Origin of the sequence: Nostoc sp. PCC 7524 (assembly GCF_000316645.1) — a bacterium.
Lineage (GTDB): Bacteria > Cyanobacteriota > Cyanobacteriia > Cyanobacteriales > Nostocaceae > Trichormus.
This window is the reverse complement of sequence record NC_019684.1, coordinates 3,418,401-3,444,548: the sequence shown is the minus strand read 5'-3', so window position 1 is coordinate 3,444,548 and position 26,148 is coordinate 3,418,401. Positions and strand designations below refer to the sequence as shown.

Genomic DNA, 26,148 nt, shown 5'->3' with positions numbered 1-26,148 from the left:
AAAATAGTTATATTCTGGCTTGTGAACTGTTGGAGAATTGGAAACAGTCATCTCATGCCTTGCTGTGCTACAAATAAATATTTTTACTCACTACTCAGCACCGACTAAACGCCCCCCTACCGCTAACACCACTGACTACAAAGGGCGATAAACCCGATAGTTAATGTTAGGGAAGATATTATCCATTAATTCCACTTTTTCTAACCAACCGCTATCAATTTTGCCGATTTTCACATCCTCGTACAGCTTATTAAAGCGCATGAGGTGCGATCGCGTCCGTCTCACAGCATAAGGAACCATTGTTCCTGTCCGCATAATAAACGCCCAGTCTGAAGATTGTGCCAATAATAATTCCCGCGCTGCTTGGTTGAGTGCCTTCCAGCTTAATTCATCCTCTGGTTCCAGATGAGAAATTTCAATCATACGTTCAGCAGCTTTGTGCAAATGTGGGTAAATCCAGGCGTTGGTTTCGTTTAACCAATACTCATGGAAACCCTTGTAACCCCAACTTGATTGGGAAGGACGACACACTTGTTGAGTAGGTTCTGCCCGTAAATAATCAGCCAAGTGAGTCATGTTATAGGTTCCTTGGTCATACCATGACTTGCGGAACAGGTAATCAATAAACCAAGGGCCTTCATACCACCAATGCCCAAATAACTCAGCATCGTAGGGCGAAACAATAATTGGCGGACGCTGCATAATGCCGTAGAGATGCTCTACCTGACGTTCGCGGTTATACATAAAGTTAGCAGCGTGTTCTGCTGTCTTTTCTTTTGCCCAATATGGGTCATAGAGTGCCTTATCTGATAGACCTAATCCCCGTCCAGTAATTTTGTGATACTTAATCCCCGTATTTTTACGTTGACCGTTGGGCATAATGTAGGGCTTGATATACTCATACTCAGCTTCCCAGCCCAAATCTTTATAAAATTCCCGATATTCTGCCGCACCGGGATAGCCCACCTCAGAAGACCATACCTGTTGTGAAGATTCATGATCCCGACCAAAAGCCGCCACACCAGTTTCTGTAAAAATCGGGGCGTAAGTACCGAAGCGGGGACGAGGACGTGCATAAAGAATACCATGCCCATCAGTCAGGAAATAACGCAACCCGGCATCTGCCAGCATTCGCTCTAAACCTTCATAGTAGGCGCATTCTGGCAACCAAATACCTTTGGGTGGACGACCAAAAGTTTGTTCGTAGTGTTCGCAAGCTACCTGAATTTGCGCCCACACAGCTTGCGGATACATTTTCATCAACGGCAAATAACCGTGAGTTGCACCACAGGTGATAATTTCCAGGTTGTTAGTATCTTGGAACTGTTTAAAAGCCGTCACCAAATCACCGTTGTAGCGTTCCCACATCTGACGCGCTTCGTTAAACTCAGTGGCGTAGTGTTCGGCTAGGTAACGAATATGCCCGTTGTGGACATTCCGTTCGGCTTCCAGTTCCGCTAGTTCTTCTAGTTTGGCTAAGTGGGCATCATAACGTTCTTGTAACAAAGGATCACGGAGCATCGACACAAGCGGCGGTGTCATACTCATGGTGATTTTAAAGTCGATGCCGTCTCGTTTTAAGCCTTCAAATACTTTCAGTAAGGGAATGTATGTTTCGGTAATAGCTTCATACAGCCATTCTTCTTCCAGTACATAGTCACTTTCTGGGTGACGAACGAAAGGCAGGTGGGCGTGGAGTACAAGCGCGACGTAGCCAATAGCCATAGTGTTTTGGGTGATACTTGTGATTTGAAGGTCTAGGGAGTTGGGGGAAATTAACAATATTTTAAGACCTTCTGGGGATCGTGATAGTCGGATAATCTCTAGAAAATATTTACCCACCCGCAGGTAATAATGTTTTTGGTCTTAGAGTACAAGCTTTTTACCAATCTGTAGTCAAAAAAAAGGCAAAAGAATTAATTCTTCTGCCCTGGAAATTTTCACTCTTACTTTTTGGTATTAATCATCATCGTAATCGTCTTCGTCATCTTCCTCGTAATCATCACCTTCGTCTTCATCTACGAGGTCATGAACTTCATCTGCAATCAACTCGTCGTCATCTAAAATTGACCGCCGATTACCAAATCCGCTTTCTGTCAAAGTAGGAGCATCTAAATTGTAGGCGCGAGCTGTGCGGTCATCTAACACCATATCCAGTGGATCATCGGTTTCATCTAAGACACTGGTGGTATCCAGAGTTGCATAATCTTCGATCATACCGGGTTCATCATAGGTGTTGTAACCAGTACCAGCCGGAATCAAACGTCCGATAATCACGTTTTCTTTCAAACCACGCAACCAATCGGATTTACCTTCAATGGCTGCTTCCGTGAGAACCCGTGTTGTTTCTTGGAAGGATGCCGCAGAAATAAAGCTGTCAGTGTTCAAGGATGCTTTGGTAATCCCTAACAATACTGGAGTATATTGCGCTCTCGCACCGCCAGTAATAGCCATAGCTTCATTCACCTGCTCAACTTGGCGCAATTCCACCAACTCGCCGGGAAGCATAGTAGTGTCACCACCATCATCAATCCGCACTTTGTTGGTCATTTGGCGTACAATCACTTCGATGTGCTTGTCGGCAATGTCAATGCCTTGAGATTGATATACCATCTGTACTTCATTCACTAAGAATGTCTGTACTTTTTGTAAGGCATGGCTGGCACAGGCATAAACTCCTTCTTCTGAACCCAAACTGAAGAAGATTTCCAGAATTTCGTGGGGATTAGAAGGCCCATCAGTGACTGGTTGACCGGCTGATACATGATAGCCATCAGGTACGATGAGGTTTTGACCAGGGCCAAGTGGGTAGTCGGTGACTACGCCATTTGATTCTACGACCTTGATTGCGATCGCTTCATCACCATCACCGTAAACAACCTTAACTTCCCCGCCCCGTTTTGTCAGAATACAAGCTTCTTTGGGTTTCCGGGCTTCTAATAGTTCTTCAATCCGGGGCAAACCTTGAATGATGTCTCCGGTTTTGGCTCTTTCAAATACCAACAGTACCAAGTTATCGCCCCGTTGTACCAAGTCGCCGTCCTCTATCTGTAACACTGCACCAGGACTAACTCGGTAGGGACGACCAACACGGATTGTGACTGAGTAATTTTGGACGCTGAGTGCTGATTCACTACCAGCAGATGCCGCATTAGCATTTTTCACTGACACAACTTGGCCAGATTCCTCAGCGAAGACACCAGGAGCAATTGCTGCACCTGCAACAATTAAGTCACCTGCTTTGACGGTGGGTTGGGCGGTAGCATTCAGCGTTACCATGTCATTGTGGCGCAGCACTAAACAACGACGCACTGCTTCAGTACCCTTTTGTACGCCCCGCACAATCCCACCTTCTTTAGACAAGATTTGGGTACGTGCTACCACAGCACCAGGTGCGATAGTGTCTCCGTCTTTTACCTCCAGACTGGTTTGGGTACTGCCTTGAGTCGCATCAGCAGCAATATCGCGCCGAATCACCAAGGACTCCAAAATTACCAACTGTAAGCGTTGAATGTCTGGATTTTCAGCATCCGGTACTAATTCAATATCTGCGGCTAGAGGTGAAGCATTATGTTCTTGTTCACCTTCCTGCTCAATTTCCAAAACTAATTGGGTACGTAGCAGTTCTACACCTTCCACAGACTTGACACGTTCAGAATCTTTGTAAGGCAGTCGCTGTACTGCCCGCATTTGAATTGAACGTCCGGTTTGTTGGCTGACAGATGTAGTAGATGGTACATCAGGATTAGTAGGTACAGCAAACTCTACCACGGGACGGCTTAACAATGCTGGGCCTTCTGGTGATTCCACATACTGGATATAACGCAGTTCATTGAAGACTCGTCCCAATAATTCTTCACCTGCGGGGAGGATGGTGTCATCTTTACCGATTACTGCTTCTGGATCATCTACCATCAGCAGTTCCCCAGGCTTAACCACAACTTCCCGCAAAATGTCGTTTTTCTGGGTGACTTCAACTACACCATTGTTTTGGCAGAAAATGTCTTTAACAACTTCAGTACCAGCTTCGACATACTGACCATCTTCTACCAACAACAAGGAGATATCTTTGTTGACTTCGTGGGTTTCTTCGGGAATCCATAACAGTGTACCTCCCTGCACCACTTCGTAACCTAGTTTGGCTTTGCCTTTTTTCTGGACTTCTACACCAGCAAACTTGAGCAATCCACCTGTGGTGGTACGATAGCGGTCATCAATTAACTCAGCTACTACTTGACCATTCTGAACTTTTGTGCCTGGAGTAGTCCGCAAGTTAAATACTTGGTTATTACCTGTGGTGATGAGGTAGTTGTTGCGCCCTTGGGAACTTTGGACGGTAACTGTGGCTTGGTCTAAAACCACAGAAGCCGTAATAATTTCAATTTCCCTGGTACTCTTGCCTGGGGTAGCCTCTGGTAAACGGACTACACCACCATGTAAGGTAGTTAATTTGGTTTCCGCCAACACGCCGTTAGTTGCTACGGAGTCGCCGTTCTTGACCACCAATTCTGCCCCTGGTGGTAAGTTATAAACCTCCCCAGACAAAATCCAAATCAAACCACCCCGTGCGGCTGTAGTGGTGGTGTTGCCTTGACGATCGGTTTTTTGTTCCGGAACTACCTCAGCAAATTTAACTTCACCAGCTAAGTCAGATGCCACATCTTTTACAGCTTTTTCTGTGTTGGCACGGGTGGTGCGTCCACCGAGGGCAACCTCGGCCAGTAACTGACCCACTTTTACCTGCTGCCCATCAACTATATATAATGTTGAACCTTGGGTAACATTAATTTCTTGGGGAACTGGAGTTTCTGCCCCATCTTTACGGGGTTCTAGAATCAAAGTCCCGTTGCTCTCGACATACAAGGCATCTTCACCGTGACGGGTACGATGGGGTCTTGTCCGCAGTTTGCGAGGTAGCTTGACAGTACCATCGATTTTGGAACGTACTTGTTGGGCGACTTCCCCTGTGAATACACCCCCAGTGTGGAATGTCCGCATGGTGAGCTGGGTTCCAGGTTCCCCAATACTTTGGGCAGCGATAATCCCTACCGCTTCCCCCAAATCTACCATTTTGGCGTGGGCTAAACTCCAGCCGTAGCAATGTTGACATACTGAACGGGCAGCTTCACAGGTAAGAGGCGATCGCACTACGACTTCTGTCACCCCAGCCTTTTCAATTTCTTTAGCTAAGTCATCAGAAATTGGGGTATTGCGCGGTGCAATTACTTCCTTAGTAGTAGGATGAATCACATCTTCTCCTACTACCCGTCCTAACAAGCGTGTAGACAACTTGATTAGGGTTTTGCTACCTTCAGTCATCGCCCGTAGGGGAATCCCTCTAGTAGTACCACAATCAATTTCCCGAATGATCACATCCTGGGATACGTCAACTAGACGACGGGTGAGATAACCAGAGTCGGCGGTACGTAAAGCGGTGTCTACCAACCCTTTGCGCGCACCGTAAGAGGAAATAATGTACTCGGTGACAGTCAGTCCTTCACGGAAGTTAGTTTTGATAGGTAAGTCAATAATTTCCCCTTGGGGATCTGCCATCAGTCCCCGCATCCCTACCAACTGACGTACTTGGGAGATATTACCCCGCGCCCCAGAAAACGCCATCATGTATACAGAGTTGAGGGGATTAGTCTGTTTAAAGTGGGTGACTACTTCATCTTTGAGGGCTTCACTGGTACCATTCCAGGTATCAATTACCTTTTGGAAGCGTTCTACTTCCGTAATTTCACCCCTTTGGTAACGAGCCTCGGTAGCGCGAATTTCTTCCTCGGCTGACTCCAACAGACTCCGCTTCGTTGGTGGTACCATCAAGTCATCAACGCTGATAGAAACCCCCGCTCTGGTAGCATAGCGAAACCCTAAATCTTTCAATTTATCCGCCATTACTGCGGTTCGCGCCGTTCCATAGTGGGTAAATGCCCAAGAAATCAAATTTCTCAGTTGACCTTTGTCAACGATGCGATTGCGAAAAATCATCTTTTCGTTAGTCATTAGTCATTAGTCCTTAGTCAATGGTAGGGAGTGGGGAGTGGTGAATGGGGAGTAGTGAGTGGTGATATTTCCTACTCCCTATTCCCTACTCCCTAACTTGCTAGTGCTTCTTGAATCGCTTTATTGTAAATAACGCGACCTGCTGTTGTACGGATATACTGAGAAATTAAATTTCCCTGAGCGTCTTCTCTGACTCGGCGGAACTTGTAAATTACAGTCCGGCTACCATCTTCGTTGTTTATAACTTCTAGGGGATCTATATCAGGTTTGTCTGTTTCAACTTCCCCGTCAAACCGCACGTATACATAGGCGTGTAAGTCAATTTGCTCTTGTTGGAAAGCCATAATTACGTCATCCAGCGAAGCAAAATATCTACCTGCTCCTTTTACAGCACCAGGATTTTCCGCAGTCAGATAATATGCCCCCAAAACCATGTCTTGGCTAGGGGTGATAATCGGTCTACCCGTGGCTGGTGACAAAATGTTGTTAGAGGCCAACATCAATAGTCTTGCTTCTGCTTGACTTTCCAATGACAGGGGTACGTGTACCGCCATTTGGTCGCCATCAAAGTCAGCGTTAAACGCTGGACACACCAAAGGATGTAGTTGAATCGCTCTACCTTCCACCAAAATCGGCTCAAAAGCCTGAATACCCAAGCGGTGCAGTGTTGGCGCACGGTTGAGCATAACGGGGTGTCCTTCAATCACTTCTTCCAAGACATCCCACACACTGGGGTCATTCCGTGATATCAACTTTTTCGCAGCTTTGATGTTATTCACCATGCCACTGCGAATTAGGCGATTAATCACAAACGGTTGAAATAGCTCAATTGCCATTTCCCTTGGCAAACCGCACTGGTGAATCTTCAGCTTTGGCCCTACCACAATGACGGAACGTCCAGAGTAGTCAACCCGTTTACCCAACAAGTTTTGCCGGAAACGTCCTTGCTTACCCTCAATAATGTCAGATAAAGACTTCAGGGGTCGGTTGTTTGCCCCAACTACGGTACGTCCCCGACGACCGTTGTCAATGAGTGCGTCTACAGCTTCTTGCAGCATCCGCTTTTCGTTCCGCACAATAATTTCTGGTGCCAGAATTTCTTGCAGTCGTGCTAGACGATTATTCCGATTAATGACGCGGCGATATAAATCATTCAAATCGCTGGTAGCAAACCGTCCACCATCGAGCTGCACCATTGGGCGCAAATCTGGAGGAATCACAGGGATAACAGTCATTACCATCCACTCCGGCTTAGAACCGGTAGCGATGAAGTTATCTATCACCCGCAGGCGTTTGATCAGTTTTGCCCGTTTTTGTCCTTTGGCAGAGCCAATTTCTTCCCGTAGGCTTTCAGCTTCTTGCTCTAGATTGATATCAGCCAGCAGGCGCAATAGTGCCTCAGCACCAATACCTACCTCTACGCCTTGCAATTGAGAATCTTCGCTGTAAATTTGATCTTCAATTTCCAACCACTGATCTTCACTCAGTAGCTGTTTATAGGTTAAAGTTTCTGCATTGCCAGGACTAAGAACAACATAAGAGTTGAAATATACAATCTGCTCTACATCCCGCAAAGGCATATCCAGCAGGATGGAGATATAGCTAGGAATCCCTTTGAGATACCAAACGTGAGCCACTGGGGCGGCGAGTTTAATATATCCCATTCGATGGCGGCGCACCCGCGACTCGGTGACTTCTACGCCACAACGCTCACACACGATCCCTCTGTGGCGTACTCTTTTATACTTACCACAGTGACATTCCCAATCTTTAGCAGGGCCAAAGATGCGCTCACAAAATAAGCCATCCATCTCCGGCTTGAGTGTGCGGTAGTTAATTGTCTCTGGTTTGGTAACTTCACCGACTACCTGACCATTGGGTAATGTCCTTTCACCCCATTGGCGAATCCGTTCAGGTGATGCCAAGCCGATTTTTACGTAGTCAAACTGATTAGTTTGGGCGGGTCTCATACTTAGGTGTTGAGTTTTAAATGATGAATGTATTTAGTTTTAGAACCTTGGGGAGTGGGTATTGGGTACTCGGTATTGGTTACTGGGGATTATTTCCTAGTCCCCCTTCGGGTTCGCCAGTCGCACCCTTACGGGAAGGCTTACGCCAACATGGGGGAAACCCCCAAGACCGCGCTGGCTCACCAGTCCCCAGTCCCTAAATTTATTCGTCGTCTTCCAATGATTCACGGGAAAGCGATTCGTAGGTTGGTCGAGGTGGTGTTCTTCTGTTGGCTTGGTCTGCCATCAAATCAACTTCCACATCTAAGGAACTACCATCGGCTTGGGTTTCTACCTTATGGACAGCAATATCTAAACCCAAGGATTGCAGTTCTCGCATCAATACTTTGAAGGACTCTGGTGTACCGGGTCTGGGAATCGCCTTACCTTTAACGATCGCATTTAATGCTTCGTTTCGTCCCTGCATATCGTCGGATTTCACTGTCAGCAACTCTTGCAAGGTGTACGCTGCACCAAAGGCTTCCAATGCCCACACTTCCATTTCCCCAAATCGCTGACCACCTTGTTGCGCTTTACCACCCAAGGGTTGCTGCGTTACTAAGGAGTATGGTCCTGTAGAACGAGCGTGAATCTTATCGTCTACTAGGTGTACCAGCTTCAACATATAAGCGACACCTACTGTAACTGGTCGGTCGAATGGTTCTCCAGTCCGACCATCAAACACCATGATTTTGCCAGAGTCATCGGGGTTATACACCCAGTTGCGACCGGTTTCATCCCGTGCTTCTTGCAATTTGCCATGCACAATTTTTCGAGATGATTCTTCCCCATACATTTCATCAAAGGGGGTAATCTTAAACCGCACACCTAAGTTGTAACCAGCCCAACCTAACAGACACTCAAATACTTGTCCGACGTTCATCCGGCTAGGTACACCCAGGGGATTCAGCACGATATCTACAGGTGCGCCATCGGGCAGATAAGGCATATCTTCTATCGGCAATATGCGAGAAATAATCCCTTTATTCCCGTGGCGACCTGCCATTTTGTCTCCAACTTGGATTTTCCGTTTTTGGGCAACATATACCCGGACTACCATGTTGGCACCTGGTGGTAATTCATCACCCTGTTCACGGGTAAATAGACGCACGTCAACTACCCGCCCTTTTTCACCGTTAGGGACGCGCAGGGAATTATCTCTCACATCCCGTGCTTTTTCCCCGAAAATCGCCCGCAACAGCTTTTCTTCTGGGGGTTGGTCAGATTCTCCTTTGGGTGTGACTTTACCTACTAAGATGTCTCCAGCTTCTACCCACGCCCCAATGCGAATGATCCCCTGTTCATCTAACTGACGTAAGGCATCTTCCCCGACGTTGGGAATTTCTCTGGTGATTTCTTCTGGTCCGAGTTTGGTCTGGCGTGCCTCAATTTCATATTTTTCAATGTGAATTGAGGTGTAAATGTCATCTTGTACCAGGCGCTCGGAAATCAAAATTGCGTCTTCGTAGTTGTAGCCTTCCCACGGCATATAAGCAACGACGATATTTTGTCCCAGGGCCAATTCGCCCCCTTCAGTAGAGGAACCATCAGCTAATACCTGACCTGCCACTACACGTTCACCCATCCGCACGAGGGGCTTTTGGTTGAGACAGGTATCCTGGTTAGAACGCTGGTATTTGGAAATCGTGTACTTAATTTCTGGGGCATTGGGTTTAGGACGGACACGAATTTCTGTGGCATCTACATAGGTGACATCCCCATCCGTCCGGGAGATAATCACCATCCCAGAGTCTCTAGCACCTTGGGCTTCTAAGCCTGTACCTACCAATGGCCGCTCTGGTTTGAGTAGGGGGACTGCTTGCCGTTGCATATTGGAACCCATGAGGGCGCGGTTAGCGTCGTCATGTTCCAAGAAGGGAATCATGCTAGTAGCTACAGATACAATCTGCACGGGGGACACAGCTACGTAGTCTACCTGCTCAGGGGTTGTGGTAGACCAATCCTGGCGATAACGTACAGGTACTTGTGGACCCAGGATGTAGCCATTTTCATCTAGTTGGGTATCTCCAGGTGCTACCCGCAGGTCGTCTTCTTCATCTGCCGTCATGTATACTGCTGGCAGGTCAAATCTCACTCGACCATTTTCTACTGGTCTAAAGGGAGTTTCTAAGAAGCCATACAGGTTAACGCGGGCGTGGGTTGCCAAGGAACCAATCAAACCAGCGTTGGGGCCTTCTGGTGTTTCAATGGGACAAATCCGCCCGTAGTGGGAAGGATGGATATCTCGCACGGCAAACCCTGCCCGTTCACGGGTCAAACCGCCAGGGCCAAGGGCTGATAAACGGCGTTTGTGGGTCAGTTCTGCTAGGGGATTGGTTTGATCCATGAACTGACTTAATTGGCTAGAACCAAAGAATTCTTTGATGGCTGCTACCAAGGGTTTGGGGTTCACCAGGGAAGCAGGGGTGAGGACTTCCGCGTCAGATACGGTCATCCGTTCCCGAATGATCCTCTCTAGGCGGTTTAATCCTACTCGGACTTGGTTTTGCAACAACTCACCGACACTTCTGACGCGACGGTTGCCTAAGTGGTCGATGTCGTCAATACTACCAATGTCATATTCCAGGTTGATCAGGTAATCAACTGCGGCTAATATATCGCTAGGGGTGAGAATCCGCACCGTCTCAGGTACAGATAGGCGTAATTTTTTGTTAAGTTTGTATCTACCAACACGACCCAAGTCATAACGTTTGGGGTCGAAGAATCGGGAGTCTAAAAGTTGTTGCCCACCGAGGACTGTGGGTGGTTCACCGGGGCGGAGTTTGCGATATAACTCCATGAGGGCTTCTTCTTCAGAAAATTGCCCTTCTTTCTCGATGGTTTTCTGGAAATATTCGGGATGGCGCAGAGCATCAAAAATTTCGTTATCTGATAACCCTAAAGCTTTGAGTAATACCTGGGCTGAGAGTTTCCGGGTTTTATCGATCCGTACCCACACTAAATCGTTACGGTCTGTTTCAAATTTCAGCCATGCCCCCCGGTTGGGGATCAAACTGGCAGAATAGGTACGTCGTCCGTTTTTATCGATTTCTGATTTGTAGTAAACTCCAGGCGATCGCACGATTTGATTGACAATTACCCGCTCGGCTCCGTTAATGATAAAGGTACCGCGATCGGTCATCAAAGGTAGATCACCAATAAATACTTCTTGCTCTTTAATATCCCCAGTTTCTTTATTCAGCAGACGGGTGGGGACATACATTTGTACAGCATAGGTACTATCCCGGCGTTTGGCTTCTTCAACGCTGTACTTTGGCTCCTTGAGTTTGTAGTTTTGTCCTAAAAAATGCAGTTCTAATTTGCCGGTATAGTCTGTAATAGGACTAAAGGAGTTAAGTTCTTCGATTAGCCCTTCTTCTAAAAACCAGCGAAAGCTGGAACGCTGGATTTCAATCAAGTCGGGCAATAGAAAGGCGGGTTCAATGTAATTTTCGCTAGTCATGCCTCTACCTTTGTCAACCTGGTTAAATTTTTCACGGACACAGATGGGGTACTGTTCCTGTCGCTAGCCAGTGTCCTTAGCCGTGTGGGAACTTCTCCTTCAATGTCACCCGATGATCTACAAGTGTGGGTAAACGCAGCAATTGAATCTGGAGAGGGCGATTTTGACAAGGGGGTAATAGCCCCTGAAACCCAGCAAAAGCTGCTACTATCCAGCTATTTGATTGATTCCTCAACAGCAGTAGTTTGAGATATGCCTGAATTTGGTTTGTCTGCCTCACTTCCCCTCCCAAAAGTGCGTTAACTAAATTGACGCAGCTCCTAAAATCGTCTGCACACACCAGAGATACTCATGGTGATAGCCTGAAATGGGGAAAATGAGCCTTAGTTGGGAGGTTATGGGTCAAAATGGCTTGATTGTTCTGGATTGTGATCACAAGACAATTTCTTTTAACAATTTTCTATAGGTTAAATACAAGGCAGGTGGTTGTGGTCAAAGTTTATCTCAATGTTGTTTGTGAGGTTTTTTATAACATTGAGAGCATCCGTTTGTAGAGATGTGAGGATGGTCAAGTTGATAACTGTACAAAATCAAGTTTAGGAGTTCTCAGTTCCTTTATTTATCATTATGACGCACACAAAATGTTTTGGAGGGATTAATCTTAGCATATTTTTTTCCTCCTAGCTTTTGATTTTTTGATGCAACCTAGAAGATAATCGGCAAAACTTTATAGTGCTAGACCGAATAATTCGCAAGCATTTTGGGTAGTTTGAGTGGAAATAGCCTCTAATGTCTCTCCTCGTAGCTGGGCTACTTGCTCGGCTACATAGCGCACATAGGCAGGCTCATTCCGCTTTTCACCCCGCTTGGGAACTGGTGCTAAAAATGGACAGTCTGTTTCCACTAGCAGGCGATCGCTTTTCACCATTTGAGCAGAAGCTTGGATGGCTTTGGCGTTTTTAAAGGTAACTGTCCCGCTAAAACTAATATAAAAGCCTAAATCCATAAACCATTGAGTTTCTTCTGGTGTTCCTCCCCAACAGTGCATTACACCCCGGAGTTGATGATTTGTTCGCTCCTGCCATGTTTTGAGTATTTCTCTCAAAGCAACTGCTGCATCTCGACAGTGAATAATTACGGGTAAGTTGAGTTCAGAGGCGATCGCTAATTGGGCTTCCAATACCATGCACTGTTGCTGATAATTGTCGGCTTTGTAAAAATCCAGCCCCATTTCACCAATTGCTACTACCTTAGAGTCAGAACGCGCTAAGGATAATATTTGCTCCCCTGTATCACTTTGCCATTGAGCGGCATCTAATGGATGCAAGCCTACAGCAAAGCTGATTTCCGGGAACTGGTGGGCTATGGTTTGTATACTGGAAAATTCCTTTGGCTCGACACAGGAATGTACTAAACGCACTACCCCTGCTTCTTGCCATCGCGATCGCACTGCTGTTAAATCTGCCTGGAAGGCATCAAAATTGAGATGTACGTGGGTGTCAATCAGCTGCATGGTCATTAGTCATTAGTCATTAGTTATTAGTCATTAGTCATTAGTTAATGACTGATGACTAATTAACTGCTTATGCTGTTTGGGTGAGTGGCTTGAGCTTGTGAGCCAGTCTAGACTTCTTCCTTGCCCCGTTGTTGGGATGCAGAACACCCCGCTTCACAGCTTTATCAATTTTGCTGTAAGCCTCAGAAAGTCTTACTTGTACTTCCTGTTGAGATTCCGGGGTAGGATTAGCTGCATAGACTTCTACCGCATTCAAGTATTTTTTAATCAGCGTTTTCACGGCTGATTTGTAGGTTTTGTTACGCAGCCGATTGCGTTCTGCGATTTTGGCGCGCTTGAGAGCAGACTTTGTATTCGCCACAGTCGATTCCAAAAAGACTATTATATGTACACACACTACTAGACTTACTAATATAGCATCTAGATTGCCAATGTTATGGTTTCTGAAAAAAAATTACTGTTGGGTTGCTCATTAACTTAACTGATGCCTAATTTTTTAGGTATTTACTAAACCTGAGAAAAAACGCTATCATAAGAAACTTTAATCATAAAAATAGCCATCTGAATTTCTGCAAAACCTGATCTAAATACATCAGTCATGGAGTACGTCCCCTAATCAGGATGTATTGTGAAAAGACAAAGGCTGCAAATAGCTAGAATTCAGGAAATTAGCTCACAGTCAAGTAAAAAATCAGTACAAATTATACTCAACTTCTAAAGTTAGTTTCTGGATTGGGCCAACCTGGATGTGTATCAGCATCGGCTATGCTCCCAGAGAGATTGTGTAGTGGTTTAAGGGTAGTAGGGATTGGTACTCCTCTTCTCTGCCCACAGCCAACTAGGCAAATCGGCATGAGTAATTAAATCGCCTCCTCAAGCAAATCAAGTGCTGGATGTCTTGGGAGTATCAAAAAAATCCAGGTTAAGCTAGAGAGGAGAATTAGCGTTGGCTTTGTACCCCGTGGGTAAACAGCAGAACTAATTCTGAGGCGGTATATTCTAAAATTTTGGCATTGTCCTTACTCCATGCTGCGAATCATTACTCAGCAGGCAGACGTTAAAGCAGAACTAAAACGTATCTGCGATCGCACCAGTGACGAACCAGTGCTTCATAAAGAAGCCACAGTGCGGGAAGTGTTGCAAGCAGTCAAACGCCAAGGCGATAAAGCTGTGCTACATTATACTGCCGAATTTGACAATCAAAACCTCAAGCCGGAAGAACTGCGTGTCAAAGGTTCGGAACTGGATGCAGCTTATCAACAGGTATCTCAGGAACTATTGGCGGCGATTCGGCTGGCTTGTGGCCAAATTGAAGCCTTTCATCGTCAGCGAGTCCCCAAAAGCTGGGTACACTTTGGCGATGATGATGTAGTGTTAGGTAAACGCTATAATCCCGTAGACAAAGCGGGTTTGTATATCCCTGGCGGCCGTGCTGCCTATCCAAGTACGGTACTGATGAATGCCATTCCGGCCAAGGTAGCTGGTGTACCGCGTGTAATTATGGTAACTCCACCAGGAGCCAATAAAGTCATTAACCCCGCAGTTTTAGTAGCGGCGCAAGAGGCGGGAATCAAAGAAATTTATCGCGTCGGGGGAGCGCAAGCGATCGCCGCTTTAGCTTATGGTACAGAAACAATTCCCAAGGTAGATGTGATTACCGGGCCAGGCAATATCTACGTCACCCTAGCGAAAAAGTTAGTTTACGGCACTGTGGGTATTGATTGTTTAGCAGGCCCCAGTGAAGTATTGATCATTGCCGATGAAACAGCCAATCCTGTCCATGTGGCAACGGATTTATTGGCGCAAGCGGAACATGATCCAATGGCGGCGGCGATTTTGTTAACTACAGATCCCGCTTTAGCCAAAAATGTGCAAGTCGCTGTAGAAAGACAATTAGTAGATCACCCACGGCGGATCGATACCGAAAAAGCGATCGCTCACTACGGCTTAATTGTCTTGGTGGAATCTTTAGAAGCAGCTGCCGAACTCTCCAACGAATTCGCACCGGAACACCTAGAATTAGAAATTAAAGACCCTTGGGCATTACTGCCAAACATTCGTCATGCTGGGGCGATATTCCTGGGTTATTCCACACCGGAAGCTGTAGGGGATTATATAGCCGGTCCCAACCACACTTTACCTACTTCCGGTGCGGCTCGCTATGCTTCAGCTTTAGGAGTGGAAACTTTTCTCAAGCATTCTAATATCATTCAATATTCACCCACAGCATTGCAAAAAGTAGCAGGTGCAATTGACGCATTAGCAACGGCTGAAGGCTTACCTTCTCATGCTGATTCAGTACGCCGCCGAATTCAGCAAGAAGAGTGATTAAGAATGCTTAATTTTTTCCTATAGTTTTGGAAAAAAAATACTCAGTGGTATCAAACTAAAAGTCTAGGCAGCTGTCGCCTCAAGGTCGGAAAGCTTTGTACAGCAAAGTCTCTACCATGTAAACTCGGTCATTTTCTGAGAAACTGTTGGTATAGCTGCCAATAAGCTTATCCATATCACTTCCTGATATCAGGGATCTACATCTGAAGAGGCAACAGCAATGCTCAAAACTATTTTGGTAGCTATAGATGGTTCAGAAATCGCCACACGAGTCATTGAGACTTTAGATAGTTTGGTTTTGTCCCCAGAAACTAAAGTTATACTCTGTCATGTGTTTCCCACAGCCGAGTCAGAAACAGAACTGCCAGCTGATCGGCCTCAACCTGAATCTTCTCGATTTTCCTCTTTCCATATAGAAAAACAATTGCAATCTTTTCAGGAACAGTTATCAGTTCAAAGTGAAATAGAACTGGTTGCTGGTGAACCATCTGAAGAAATTATTCGTTTGGCTAATATTCACAAAACAGATTTAATTATTATTGGCAGTCGTGGTTTAACAGGTATGACACGGATTGTCTTGGGTTCTGTAAGTAATCAAGTGGTAGAAGAGGCGGCTTGTTCTGTGTTGGTAGTCAAGCCTAGTTAAAATCGGGTGTAGGGGTGTAGGTGAGACAAGGGAAAAAATTCCATTTCCCTTAACTAATGACTGTTGACTAATGACTAATAACTCATGACTAAAACTCCGGTAGTCGCTCATAAATTTACCTTAATTGAGGATTTGTACGAACCTGCGGAATTTGTTGGTGCAGAACGCATTCAATCTTCTACTTTTCCAGACTTACAATTAAAAGTCGAGCAAGTATTTTCTGCGGGTGATGAGCAGTAATTAAACCTTGCTATGAGACTCAGCAAGAAACTGACGTAAACTCAATAAACTGATGGTTTGTCCTAAATTGAGGGGTAGTAGTGATATACCTTCAATTCGAGATTGCACCCAACCGTCTCCCCAATACCATTCATGAAATCCATCAATCCCGCCACTAAGTAACAACCGTAGACAGTTGGCTTTGGCGACATCTACCCGATGATGAATAGCGATCGCTCCAGTCCAGGTAGTAAACTCTACTCCTGTGGTTAGTTCATCTGGTATTCCTGGTGCAAATCTTTGCCCTATCAGCCATTTTTCCAGCTTCTCAGTTCGTAAGAGACTATCATGAATGGCGCTAGCTGATGCTTCTATTTCGATTCGCAGTTGGCTGTGTTGAAAATTACCTAGCATTTGTAGAAGCTCAATAAAAGAAGTTTCTATAGTAATCCTAAATCATGGGTAAACAACAATAGACATGGAAAACGTCACCAACCCCTTCGGGTTAGGGAACAGGCAACAGGCAACAGTAACTTTGCCTACGGCACGCTACCGCGATCGTCCAAAACCAGTCTTTTCCCTATTCCCTATTCCCTTTTAATACAATTGCTAATGCCAAAAAAGATTTAGATTATCTGTTAATTCCAATTCAGCATTATCACTTATAAATAATTTCTATTTTCTTGAATATATGATGATCATCTTTCGAGTTTAAATTAAAAACTTTATATAGTAGGTTCTATTCGTAAAATCTGGCTTTATATAGCATGGAATTCAATAAAATTTTGATAAAAAGCATCTATAAATAAAATTTTCATTGAAAAAGGTAGTAACTTATTATTTACAGCAAAATAATCAGTTTTATTAAAAACGAAATCTACTACAACTATTTCTCTTGTTTTTACGTGAATTAAGATTTTAGTGGGTAGAACCTACAGATGATCTTGCCGTTTTTTAAGTCTATTTCGGCTCAAGGCTATGCTAAGTTCTTCAACTTTTCTGTATTTTATTGTCACCATGATTACTCTTGGTGCTGGAATCATGGGGCTATCCATTCTTAGGACGCAGAAAATTCTCAAATTATTCAATACAAAACCAGAGCAACTAAGTTGGCGAATCATGTTTTTGCTAATGATTTTTTTTCTGGGTGGTTATTCGTTATGTATCTATTTAACAATTGCTAGGCTAATTGAATGGATACCATTGCTCACTGGCATGGTTTTCTTTTTCGGAGCATTATTCGTATTTTTTAGCGTTACTATCTACTACCAAACACTGCAAAGACTATTTATAGTCAAAGAAAAATACCGTACAGCAAAAGAAAATGCAGAGTCAGCTTTATTTCAATTAAAACAAACTCAGCAAGCTCAAATGCAATTAATTCAACGGGAAACTATGTTAGCCTTGGGAACGATGGTGGCTGGAGTTGCTCACGAAATTAATAATCCGGTGAGTTTTATTCATGGCAATTTAGAATATCTTCGTCAGTATACCCAAGACTTACTCAACCTGCTAGCTAATTATGCTGCTGTATATCCGAATCCAGATCTCAAAATCGTTAATGCTCTTGCTAACAGTGAACTGAAGTTTATCCAGAGCGACTTGCCAAAGCTGCTGAACTCAATGCAGGTTGGCACAATTCGGATTATGGAGATTGTAGAATCCCTATCAAATTTCTCACGTTTGAATGAAGCTGACTATAAAAAAGCTGACATCCATCAAGGTATTGATAGTACACTCGTAATTTTGCAGCATCGGCTTAAATGTTGTGCTAGTAATAGCCAACCTATTTCAGTGATTAAAAAATACGGAAAAATTCCTCATATTTTCTGTAATCCTCGTTTTTTAAACCAAGTATTTCTAAATTTAATTAATAATGCTATCGATGCCTTGATTCAAAAAACAGCAATTCTCGGACAAACTACAGAAGAAACACCAACTATTTGGATTCGTACATTTCAGTCTGAGGATAATCAAATTAATATCACAATCTCTGATAATGGTTGTGGCATGAGTGAAGAGATTTGCCGCAGCATTTTCCAACCTTTTTTTACTACTAAGCCCGTTGGTCAAGGAACTGGTTTAGGTTTGTCTATTAGCCATCAAATTATCGTTGAGCAACATGGTGGCTCTATCAAATGTACTTCCATTGCTAACCAGGGAACTGAAATCGATATTAGACTTCCGATTCAGCAAATAACACTTACGTAACTTTTGTATAAGTTAAGTTTTGTTATACTAGATATTACTTGAAACCCGACGCTGAAGAGCAAGGGCCTTTGTTGAGACATTATTATTGGTAAGGTTTTCATGGCGGATCAATTAATTCGCGCCACAGCAGCCGACGGTGGAATTCGTGCAGTAGGTGCGATCACCACGCGTTTGACAGAAGAGGCACGGCAACGCCACCAGCTTTCTTACGTAGCAACGGCGGCTCTAGGGCGGACAATGGCAGCAGGTTTGTTGATGGCTTCCAGTATGAAGAGGCCTGGATCTAGGGTTAATGTCCGGGTTAAGGGTGATGGGCCTTTGGGTGGCATCTTAGTGGATGCTGGTTTAGATGGCACAGTCCGGGGTTATGTGGGTAATCCCTCTGTGGAATTGCCTCCTAATGCTAAGGGCAAACTAGATGTTGGTGGTGCTGTGGGTAATGGCTACCTCTACGTAGTCAGAGATATCGGTTACGGCTACCCCTACTCTAGTACAGTAGAACTGATTTCTGGGGAAATTGGTGATGATGTAGCTCACTACCTCGTCAATTCGGAGCAAACACCTTCTGCATTGGTATTAGGTGTGTTCGTCGGTGCTGGTGGAGTAACAGCATCCGGTGGGTTGTTGGTGCAGGTATTGCCGAAAGCCGCCAGAGATGAAGAATTAGTGGCGAAATTAGAATCGCGGGTAGCAGCTTTATCTGGTTTCACGCCGTTATTGCAAGCTGGTAAGACTTTGCCAGAAATCTTTCATGATTTACTAGGCGACATGGGTTTAAATATTTTCCCAGAAAGCCAAATTTTACGCTTCCACTGTGGATGCTCTTTTGATCGGGTGTTAGGAGCATTAAAGATGTTGGGAGAGGCGGAATTACAAGACATGATTGTGAAAGATGATGGAGCTGAAGCAACCTGTGACTTTTGTGGCAGAGTATATCAGGCCAGCAGCGATCATTTAGCTCAACTCATTGTTGATTTGCAAGCAGAATCTTCTGTTTCTGGATAGGTATAAAAGGTAGCTGAATCTGCTAATTATTAATGTTATCTGTGGGAAGGATAATGTAACAAGTAGCTTTTTAATTATGAGAAAGTTACTATGGCAAAAATAGAATTATCATTCTAAAACAGATCGCTATTCCCTTATTGTGGTGTGAGAGATGACAGAGCGGGATATCCCAGAAAGTTGGCATCCAACCAGAGGAAGAAATCCAGATGATGCGGCAGGATTCTCCCCAACGCAAAATTTTGGTGAACCCCACGGGTCTGGTGTCCCAGCGACTGGTTCCTCTAATTCAGTGAAGCAGCGAACAGATAATAATACCGAAGGATTACCTATTAACAGTCAATCAGAAGCAAATAATATACTCAGTAACGGTGCAAATAAGTTGCCACGCTGGATGAAAAGTTGGATAGGATGGGCTTTATTGTTAACGCTCATCCCTGGCAGTGTGGCATTTATGGCAACGGCAATGCTTTTGAAGTTACCGTCTGCACCTAATTGCCCGGCAATTTTTTGGCCTCTGGCAAGTGCTTCTGTGCGGCTACATTGCGCTCAACTGGCAGCCTCTAAACAGACAGTTAATGACCTGTTGCAAGCGATCGCCTTAGTAAGACAACTGCCATCAGACCACCCATTGCGGGGAGAAATAGAACGTTTTTTAGAGGAATGGTCACGGGATATTTTGAAGCTGGCTGACCAAAATTTTCAATCAGGGAATTTAGAAGAGGCGATCGCCACGGCTCGCAAAATACCCCAAGACTTGCCAACTTATAAATTGGTAGATGAGCAAATTACCAAATGGGAAACAATTTGGGCTAAAGCAGACGGTATATACAAGGACGCAGAAGAAGAGCTACGACAAAAACGTTGGCAATCGGCGTTTATGGTAGCAGCTAAATTGTTGCGTGTAGATAATCAATATTGGGCGACGACCAAATATGACCAATTGCACGGCATTATTACCTCATCAAAAGAAGACGTTGATAAGCTAGCCCAAGCCGAAAGACTAGCCAAGAGTAAGGTAGTAGATAATTTACTAGAAGCAATCAAGATAGCTCAATCAATTGGCAACAAGAGCTACCTACATCAAAAAGCTCAAGAACTAATTCCGGCATACGGACGGAAAATGCTGGATTTGGCGCAAGCGAAAATGGATGAGCGCGATGCCGATACAGCTCTAGACATTGCCAGACAAATTCCCGAAATTACGGGATTACAGGCAGAAGTAGAAGACTTCATTGCCTTGGCTGATGCCCAAAGGAGTGCGTGGATAGGTAATGTAGCAGGTTTAGAATCAGCAATTACCCAGGCACAACAAATTGATCCATCACGGCCAGTCTATGACAAAGCCCAACAACTAATTACGCAATGGCAGTTGGAAATTGAAGATGTTGCCCGTCTAGAAAAAGCCAGAACACTGGCTAGTCGAGGCACAATCAACGATTTAACAGCCGCGATCGCCGAAGCACAGATGGTGCCTACTAGCAATCCCCGTGGCTCGGAAGCTAGACAAGATATCAATCGTTGGCAAGCTCAGGTAGAAACGATTGAAGACCGACCTTACCTAGAAAGAGCTGAACAAATAGCGTTCTTGGGAGATATTAATTCTTTGCAGGCCGCGATCGCCGAAGCTAGTCAAATTCGTCAGGGTCGGGCATTATATCCCGAAGCACGCCGCAGAATTCGGACTTGGGTAGGTAGGGTAGAGCGCATCCAAGACCAACCTTTCTTAGATCAGGCAAGAGATTTAGCTCAAACTGGAGATTTAGCAGCTGCAATTAATGCAGCTAGACCAATTGCATCTTCTGGACGATCGCTCTCTGGAGAAGCGCAAGCAGCCATAGCAGAATGGGAAGCCCAAATTCGTGCTAGAGAAAACTGGAGACGAGCCAAGGAAGTAGCAATTGCTGGCACACCGGAAGCTTTGCTCCAAGCAATACGATTAGCTGATAATGTACCGAACAGCAGTATCTTGCGTATGGATGCAAATATTGCTATTGACCAATGGAGCCAGCAAATATTAGATACTGCCCGTTCGCAAGGTAGCTCTGATATTGCTAGAGCCATTGAAACAGCTCGCTTAGTCCCACGCAGTAGCTCTGCTTACAGTGCAGCACAAGAGCAAATTAAGATATGGCAGCAGTTGCTCAACCCTGAACCACCACAGCAATTTCAGCCGTCAACTGTAATTAATGAGCAGTAGTTTTGAGAGACGCGAAATTTCGCGTCTCTTGATTAATTTTTAGATCACGCACAGTCACAGAGGGGAAAGCAATAGCTCATCTGAGCGTGAACAGGAAATTATGGCAAAATCTGCTCAATCATACGATTTGCCTGAGAAGCGTAACCACCTCCAAATAAATTGAAGTGATTTAAAATGTGGTACAGGTTATACAACGTTTTGCGATTTTCGTAGCCTGCACCTAAAGGCCAAACTTCGTTATAACCTTGGTAAAAAGCTGCGGGAAACCCACCAAACAATTCTGTCATGGCGATATCGACTTCGCGATCGCCAAAATAAGTTGCTGGATCAAATATTACTGGTTCGCCAGCAACAGTACACCCAGCGTTACCACCCCACAAATCACCATGTACTAGGGAAGGTTGGACTTGATGATCTGCTAATAAATCAGGAATAGCTGCTAGTAAATCATCTTGTTTAGGAAAATTACCGCCCCGTCTTCTGGCTAATTGGAACTGATAACCTAGACGATACTTAGTATAAAAATCTACCCAGTCTGTTGTCCAAGTGTTGATTTGGGGTGTAGAACCGATAGTGTTATTCATCTCCCAGCCGAAACCTTTTTTGCTGGTGGCTTTGTGCATTCCTGCTAACTTGCGTCCCATTTCTGCCCAGGATTTGTTGTTACCGCCTCCCATTTCCAACCATTCCAGAGCAATGTAACCAGAGTTACCGGCTATCCCCCAGCATATCGGTTGCGGTACGCGAATTGTGTGAGTATCGTACATCTGCTGTAATCCCAGCATCTCTGCCTCAAACATGGAGACTTGAGACGCTTGGTTGAGCTTGACAAAGTACGTTATTTTACCATCAGAGACAGAATAACCTTGGTTAATACAACCACCACTAACCGATCGCCTCTGTTGACTGTGAAATTTTTCGCCAGTGACTCGGCTAATATGGGCATCGATTTCAGTCCACATTTTAAAAAATTCAAAATTCAAAATTCAAAATTCAAAATTCAAAATTAAAGAATTGCTGAGTGATAAGAGATAGAGATTTGAGATTATTGTATATTATCTCACTCTTTACTCAGCATTTTTACCACGTCAATCAAGCTGGTTTAAGTACCACTACACCATAAGCTTCTGGACAAAGGTATTGATTGGCTGCTAGGAGTAAATCTTGGGCGGCTTGGGCTTGAATATGGGCTGGGTAGTTGAATGCTGGTTCTAAATCGCCGATGAGGGAGTGATAAAAACCATATAAGCCTGTGCGATCGCTTGGTGTTTCGTTACCAAAAATAAATCGATTGGCGACGCGCTTTTGAACACGGGAGATTTCCTTTTCAGTGACTAATTCTGTTTGTAACCTGCGGATGTGTTGGGCGATCGCGGTTTCTACTTCTGCTAAATTTTCTACTGCACACTTAGCAGAAATATAAAACGTTCCTTGTAGGCGATGACTCATATTGCTCACACCAATAGAGGAGACTAATCCCCGTTCTTCCCGCAAATCCTGAACTAATCTTGATGTTCTTCCATGTCCCAAAATCCCTGCTAACACATCCAAAGCATAAGTTTGCTCTAGGTGATTCATCCCTGGAACTCGCCAAACCATAACTAGCCTCGCTTGCTGGAGGCTTTCATCAATAAATTCCCGGCGGACAATTTCGGTAAATGCGGGTTCGAGGTTGGGAAACTGTTGACTGTTGACTGTTGACTGTTGACTCTTCTGTGAGGTGAATCCTTCAGCGATAATTTCGATTAATTTTTCCTCTGGTAAATTACCCACAGCTACAGCCGTCATCGAGCGGGGTTGATACCAAGTTTGATGAAAATCTCGCATTTGCTGGGCTGTTAGTTGGGAAATTACTGATTCCGGCCCCAACACTGGACGACGGTAGGGTAACTCTGCAAATGCCGTTTCCATCGCCCGGCGAAAGGTGCGGCGACGGGGGTTATCTTCCGAACGTCGGATTTCTTCTAAGACTACGAATCGTTCCCGTTCAAAGGCTGCATCGGGAATACTGGCATTTAATACTACATCCATTTGCAAAGGAGCTAGTTCAGCAAAATCTTTGGGGGCGGTGGTGATGTAGTAATGGGTGTAATCTTGGCTAGTGGCGGCGTTGGTGACAGCACCACGTTCTTCTATTTTTCGTTCAAACTCACCGCTAGCGATTCGCTCAGTTCCCTTAAAAATCATATGCTCTAAAAAGTGAGCCATGCCGTTAATTTCATCAGATTCTACTGCTGAACCAATGTTGATCCATAAGTTGAGGTTCACCGCTTCCACCGGCATTTGTTCAACAATGATAGTTAAGCCATTGGGCAATTGATGGATTTTTGGGGCGTTAAGACGCGGAAATTTTAACAGGGTTGAGGTCATGGGTAGTGGTGAGTGAAGATAGCTCTTACTTCTATATCTTAATTTGCCAGCAGAACCCCAGTGAAGTTTTAAGGGGACTTACAGTTTAAAGTTGGTCAAAAATGAAACTTACTTGAGTCCAGCGAAAATTGTTAGAAATATTATCGATTACTGAGTGCGAACTACATTTATTTTTCATGATTTGGGAAAAACTTTTTGGGTTACTGCTAAATAAGTATTTGTGAGGCGATCACAGTGGAAAACTGGGTCGCCTACCTTGTAAGGCTTTAGTTCGTTTCAACATAAGTCCATGAATCCATTCACTTGGTTTCATTTTGAAGTCAAAAGAGTTTTAGGCAGACTCGATGTATATGGATCAACAAGATCAAGGAGGTTCTAATTTGCGGACTATTGGCGAAGAGCCTGTCATGTACAACAACTTGGACAGTTAAAGCTGTTCTGGCGGCAATCAGACCAGCATCAAACAATCTACTTAAATCATCTATTTTATGGAGTTAACAATGGTTAATAAAAGTAACCCCAATCAATCCAATAATACTTTCGACTGCTTAAAAGTGAAGATAGTTATTTCAGGAGTAGCAACAGCCGCCGCAGTAGGAATGATACCTCGTTTTTTACCCCCTGGCTTCCCTCAAGCTGGTTTCTATCCTCAGCACTCTAAACAATCTGTGCAAGAATCTCAACTTCGTCGCATTAGTCGTCTGGAGTACGAACAGTTAATAATAGGAATGTCGTTAACTGATGTGCGATCAATCTTGGGTCTAGGTACTGAAGTTAGGCGTTCTGCAACAACAGCAACCTTTGAGTGGAAAAATCCTGACGATTCTAAAATTACTGTTACTTTTGAAAACGACCAACTCAAAACTAAAGAACAGTCTGGATTGAATTAAAAAGAGGTTTAGGCAATCACATATAAGTAGGCGGTTGATTGCCTTTTCTTTTGACAAGTTCATACACTGAATCTGTTTGAATCAACCTGTGATGTCGTTGCATGTGTATTGAGCATTATGTAGAAAACAGATCAAGTGTTTCAAGTAAATAGGTACTGGACAGCCGTTCAGTACCTATTTAATAGGTACAGTACCTATTTCTTGCACCAACGTGCATCGGGGCCTCGACCCAAACATTCCAATCGTCCTAAATTACGCTCCTGGCGTAAAATGCGGCGAATGAGGTCTATGCCCACTGTGGGACATCGTTCTTGTAAATCCTTGATCGAAAAATCTCCGGGTATATTGCTAATCGCATCTAGCACCATAGCTGTTTTAGCTCCCTTGGCTGAACTGACTAACCCGACTCGCTGCTCAAACTCCCGGTACGGTGAGAGCATGATTACACCCAGAAAATACTCCCACCACGGCAACAAGCTATGCTGTCCTTGATGCCAGTTCTGCGATGATTGATAAAGTGTATCGTAGTAACTTTCTTTTGTACTTTCTACAATCCGTTCCAAACTAATAAACCGACCAACTTCGTAACCAGCTTTATACAGTAACAGTAGTGTTAACAGTCGTGCCATCCGTCCATTGCCATCAGTAAAAGGATGGATGCACAGAAAATCTAAAATATATGTGGGGATAAGCAATAACGGTTCGATTTCTTCTGACTCAAACAGACGATTGAACTTTTCGTGCAAACGTTGCATTGCGTCTGGAGTTCCATAGGCTGGAACTGGCTGGAATCTGACAATTTTTCTGCCATCGGGGTAAGTTTCGCTAATTTCATTATCTACTGACTTCCAGCGTCCACCCTCAGCCGCCGTAAATTGATAAAGGTCACGATGCAGCTGTAAGACAACTCCAGGGGTGAAAGGGATATGAGTATAGCTGGTGTGAATGGTTGTGAGTACATCTCGATAGCCAGCAATTTCCTGTTCGGAGCGATCGCGCGGTGTGGTTTTTTCTGCTACCAGTTTTTTGATACGTTCTAAGGGTGCTGTGATACCTTCTATACGGTTAGAAGATTCGGTACTTTGAATAACCGCAGCTTGACGTAATGTTTCCAATACTTGAGGTGACTGTTCTTTGAATAAATCTTGTTTGCCTTTATACTCACCAATCAGGCGAATGGTACGCAGTAGATTTTGAGTAATCGGTTGACTTTCAATAAAGCCCGGTTCAAACGACTGCATCGGCAGTTCCTATCAAATTCACTTTACTATCCAGAATAGTATGG

Annotated in this window: 19 protein-coding genes; 9 read left to right on the top strand and 10 right to left on the bottom strand. The window is 44.5% G+C overall.

Annotated elements, in window-relative coordinates; all coding sequences use genetic code 11:
* Positions 1-135 precede the first annotated feature (135 nt).
* The 3 genes from NOS7524_RS13810 to NOS7524_RS30965 form a co-directional block, all read right to left on the bottom strand.
* On the bottom strand, positions 136-1,725 hold the full coding sequence (locus NOS7524_RS13810; RefSeq protein WP_015139095.1) for a glycoside hydrolase family 57 protein: 1,590 nt from the start codon (positions 1,723-1,725) through the stop codon (positions 136-138).
* 234 nt (positions 1,726-1,959) lie between these two features.
* The gene (locus NOS7524_RS13805) at positions 1,960-6,006 is read right to left on the bottom strand and encodes a DNA-directed RNA polymerase subunit beta'' (protein ID WP_015139094.1); all 4,047 of its coding nucleotides are present in this window, start codon (positions 6,004-6,006) and stop codon (positions 1,960-1,962) included.
* 92 nt (positions 6,007-6,098) lie between these two features.
* Positions 6,099-7,976, bottom strand: a complete 1,878-nt coding sequence (locus tag NOS7524_RS30965; RefSeq protein WP_015139093.1) for a DNA-directed RNA polymerase subunit gamma — start codon at positions 7,974-7,976, stop codon at positions 6,099-6,101.
* A 20-nt stretch (positions 7,977-7,996) separates the two neighbouring features.
* Between NOS7524_RS30965 and NOS7524_RS29475 the strand changes: the two genes are divergently transcribed.
* Positions 7,997-8,176 (top strand): hypothetical protein, encoded by a 180-nt coding sequence (locus NOS7524_RS29475; RefSeq protein WP_015139092.1) that lies wholly within the window; start codon positions 7,997-7,999, stop codon positions 8,174-8,176.
* Positions 8,177-8,178: 2 nt separating this feature from the next.
* On the opposite strand, the gene rpoB is transcribed toward NOS7524_RS29475, so the two are convergent.
* The 3 genes from rpoB to rpsT form a co-directional block, all read right to left on the bottom strand.
* Positions 8,179-11,478 (bottom strand): DNA-directed RNA polymerase subunit beta, encoded by a 3,300-nt coding sequence (gene rpoB, locus NOS7524_RS13795; RefSeq protein WP_015139091.1) that lies wholly within the window; start codon positions 11,476-11,478, stop codon positions 8,179-8,181.
* A 727-nt stretch (positions 11,479-12,205) separates the two neighbouring features.
* Complete coding sequence (locus NOS7524_RS13790; RefSeq protein ID WP_041555323.1) at positions 12,206-12,991, bottom strand: TatD family hydrolase; 786 nt, start codon at positions 12,989-12,991, stop codon at positions 12,206-12,208.
* Positions 12,992-13,061: 70 nt separating this feature from the next.
* Positions 13,062-13,355: a 30S ribosomal protein S20 gene (gene rpsT / locus NOS7524_RS13785; protein ID WP_015139089.1), complete on the bottom strand. Its 294-nt coding sequence runs from the start codon at positions 13,353-13,355 to the stop codon at positions 13,062-13,064.
* A gap of 665 nt (positions 13,356-14,020) precedes the next feature.
* Here rpsT and hisD point away from each other — a divergent pair.
* The 3 genes from hisD (at position 14,021) to NOS7524_RS30045 (ending at position 16,211) form a co-directional block, all read left to right on the top strand.
* Positions 14,021-15,322 carry a histidinol dehydrogenase gene (gene hisD / locus NOS7524_RS13780; RefSeq protein ID WP_015139087.1) on the top strand — a complete coding sequence of 434 codons (1,302 nt, stop codon included), beginning with the start codon at positions 14,021-14,023 and terminating at the stop codon, positions 15,320-15,322.
* 223 nt (positions 15,323-15,545) lie between these two features.
* On the top strand, positions 15,546-15,971 hold the full coding sequence (locus NOS7524_RS13775; protein ID WP_015139086.1) for a universal stress protein: 426 nt from the start codon (positions 15,546-15,548) through the stop codon (positions 15,969-15,971).
* 84 nt (positions 15,972-16,055) lie between these two features.
* Positions 16,056-16,211 carry a hypothetical protein gene (locus NOS7524_RS30045; protein ID WP_171815375.1) on the top strand — a complete coding sequence of 52 codons (156 nt, stop codon included), beginning with the start codon at positions 16,056-16,058 and terminating at the stop codon, positions 16,209-16,211.
* On the opposite strand, the gene NOS7524_RS13770 is transcribed toward NOS7524_RS30045, so the two are convergent.
* Positions 16,212-16,604 (bottom strand): hypothetical protein, encoded by a 393-nt coding sequence (locus tag NOS7524_RS13770; protein WP_015139085.1) that lies wholly within the window; start codon positions 16,602-16,604, stop codon positions 16,212-16,214.
* Between the two features lie 64 nt (positions 16,605-16,668).
* Here NOS7524_RS13770 and NOS7524_RS30960 point away from each other — a divergent pair, with 64 nt between their 5' ends.
* From NOS7524_RS30960 to NOS7524_RS13755, 4 genes are all read left to right on the top strand, one after another.
* Positions 16,669-16,791 carry a hypothetical protein gene (locus NOS7524_RS30960; protein ID WP_268741961.1) on the top strand — a complete coding sequence of 41 codons (123 nt, stop codon included), beginning with the start codon at positions 16,669-16,671 and terminating at the stop codon, positions 16,789-16,791.
* 377 nt (positions 16,792-17,168) lie between these two features.
* On the top strand, positions 17,169-18,401 hold the full coding sequence (locus NOS7524_RS13765) for a sensor histidine kinase (protein WP_041555321.1): 1,233 nt from the start codon (positions 17,169-17,171) through the stop codon (positions 18,399-18,401).
* A 99-nt stretch (positions 18,402-18,500) separates the two neighbouring features.
* Positions 18,501-19,406, top strand: a complete 906-nt coding sequence (gene hslO, locus NOS7524_RS13760) for an Hsp33 family molecular chaperone HslO (RefSeq protein ID WP_015139084.1) — start codon at positions 18,501-18,503, stop codon at positions 19,404-19,406.
* Between the two features lie 151 nt (positions 19,407-19,557).
* Entirely contained in the window at positions 19,558-21,603 is a 2,046-nt protein-coding gene (locus NOS7524_RS13755; protein ID WP_015139083.1) for a hypothetical protein, read from the top strand.
* Between the two features lie 98 nt (positions 21,604-21,701).
* Here NOS7524_RS13755 and NOS7524_RS13750 read toward each other — a convergent pair whose 3' ends face one another.
* Both NOS7524_RS13750 and NOS7524_RS13745 read right to left on the bottom strand, forming a co-directional pair.
* Positions 21,702-22,565, bottom strand: coding sequence for a fructosamine kinase family protein (locus tag NOS7524_RS13750; protein ID WP_015139082.1), 864 nt, complete (start codon positions 22,563-22,565; stop codon positions 21,702-21,704).
* A gap of 130 nt (positions 22,566-22,695) precedes the next feature.
* Positions 22,696-23,973, bottom strand: coding sequence for a M16 family metallopeptidase (locus tag NOS7524_RS13745; RefSeq protein ID WP_015139081.1), 1,278 nt, complete (start codon positions 23,971-23,973; stop codon positions 22,696-22,698).
* A 500-nt stretch (positions 23,974-24,473) separates the two neighbouring features.
* Here NOS7524_RS13745 and NOS7524_RS13740 point away from each other — a divergent pair, with 500 nt between their 5' ends.
* On the top strand, positions 24,474-24,863 hold the full coding sequence (locus NOS7524_RS13740; RefSeq protein WP_015139080.1) for a hypothetical protein: 390 nt from the start codon (positions 24,474-24,476) through the stop codon (positions 24,861-24,863).
* Between the two features lie 194 nt (positions 24,864-25,057).
* Here NOS7524_RS13740 and NOS7524_RS13735 read toward each other — a convergent pair whose 3' ends face one another.
* Positions 25,058-26,104, bottom strand: a complete 1,047-nt coding sequence (locus NOS7524_RS13735; RefSeq protein WP_015139079.1) for a Fic family protein — start codon at positions 26,102-26,104, stop codon at positions 25,058-25,060.
* Positions 26,105-26,148 lie beyond the last annotated feature (44 nt).

Excerpts from the sequence above, each read along its gene's own strand:
- NOS7524_RS13735 (WP_015139079.1), bottom strand. The coding sequence starts at position 26,104 with ATGCAGTCGTTTGAACCGGGCTTTATTGAAAGTCAACCGATTACTCAA.
- NOS7524_RS29475 (WP_015139092.1), top strand. The coding sequence starts at position 7,997 with ATGATGAATGTATTTAGTTTTAGAACCTTGGGGAGTGGGTATTGGGTA.
- NOS7524_RS13790 (WP_041555323.1), bottom strand. The coding sequence starts at position 12,991 with ATGCAGCTGATTGACACCCACGTACATCTCAATTTTGATGCCTTCCAG.
- NOS7524_RS13745 (WP_015139081.1), bottom strand. The coding sequence starts at position 23,973 with ATGACCTCAACCCTGTTAAAATTTCCGCGTCTTAACGCCCCAAAAATC.
- NOS7524_RS13750 (WP_015139082.1), bottom strand. The coding sequence starts at position 22,565 with ATGTGGACTGAAATCGATGCCCATATTAGCCGAGTCACTGGCGAAAAA.
- NOS7524_RS30045 (WP_171815375.1), top strand. The coding sequence starts at position 16,056 with ATGACTAAAACTCCGGTAGTCGCTCATAAATTTACCTTAATTGAGGAT.
- NOS7524_RS30965 (WP_015139093.1), bottom strand. The coding sequence starts at position 7,976 with ATGAGACCCGCCCAAACTAATCAGTTTGACTACGTAAAAATCGGCTTG.
- NOS7524_RS13770 (WP_015139085.1), bottom strand. The coding sequence starts at position 16,604 with ATGCTAGGTAATTTTCAACACAGCCAACTGCGAATCGAAATAGAAGCA.
- NOS7524_RS13805 (WP_015139094.1), bottom strand. The coding sequence starts at position 6,006 with ATGACTAACGAAAAGATGATTTTTCGCAATCGCATCGTTGACAAAGGT.
- NOS7524_RS13810 (WP_015139095.1), bottom strand. The coding sequence starts at position 1,725 with ATGGCTATTGGCTACGTCGCGCTTGTACTCCACGCCCACCTGCCTTTC.
- NOS7524_RS13740 (WP_015139080.1), top strand. The coding sequence starts at position 24,474 with ATGGTTAATAAAAGTAACCCCAATCAATCCAATAATACTTTCGACTGC.
- hisD (WP_015139087.1), top strand. The coding sequence starts at position 14,021 with ATGCTGCGAATCATTACTCAGCAGGCAGACGTTAAAGCAGAACTAAAA.
- NOS7524_RS13765 (WP_041555321.1), top strand. The coding sequence starts at position 17,169 with ATGCTAAGTTCTTCAACTTTTCTGTATTTTATTGTCACCATGATTACT.
- NOS7524_RS13755 (WP_015139083.1), top strand. The coding sequence starts at position 19,558 with ATGACAGAGCGGGATATCCCAGAAAGTTGGCATCCAACCAGAGGAAGA.
- NOS7524_RS30960 (WP_268741961.1), top strand. The coding sequence starts at position 16,669 with ATGGAAAACGTCACCAACCCCTTCGGGTTAGGGAACAGGCAACAGGCA.
- hslO (WP_015139084.1), top strand. The coding sequence starts at position 18,501 with ATGGCGGATCAATTAATTCGCGCCACAGCAGCCGACGGTGGAATTCGT.
- rpoB (WP_015139091.1), bottom strand. The coding sequence starts at position 11,478 with ATGACTAGCGAAAATTACATTGAACCCGCCTTTCTATTGCCCGACTTG.
- NOS7524_RS13775 (WP_015139086.1), top strand. The coding sequence starts at position 15,546 with ATGCTCAAAACTATTTTGGTAGCTATAGATGGTTCAGAAATCGCCACA.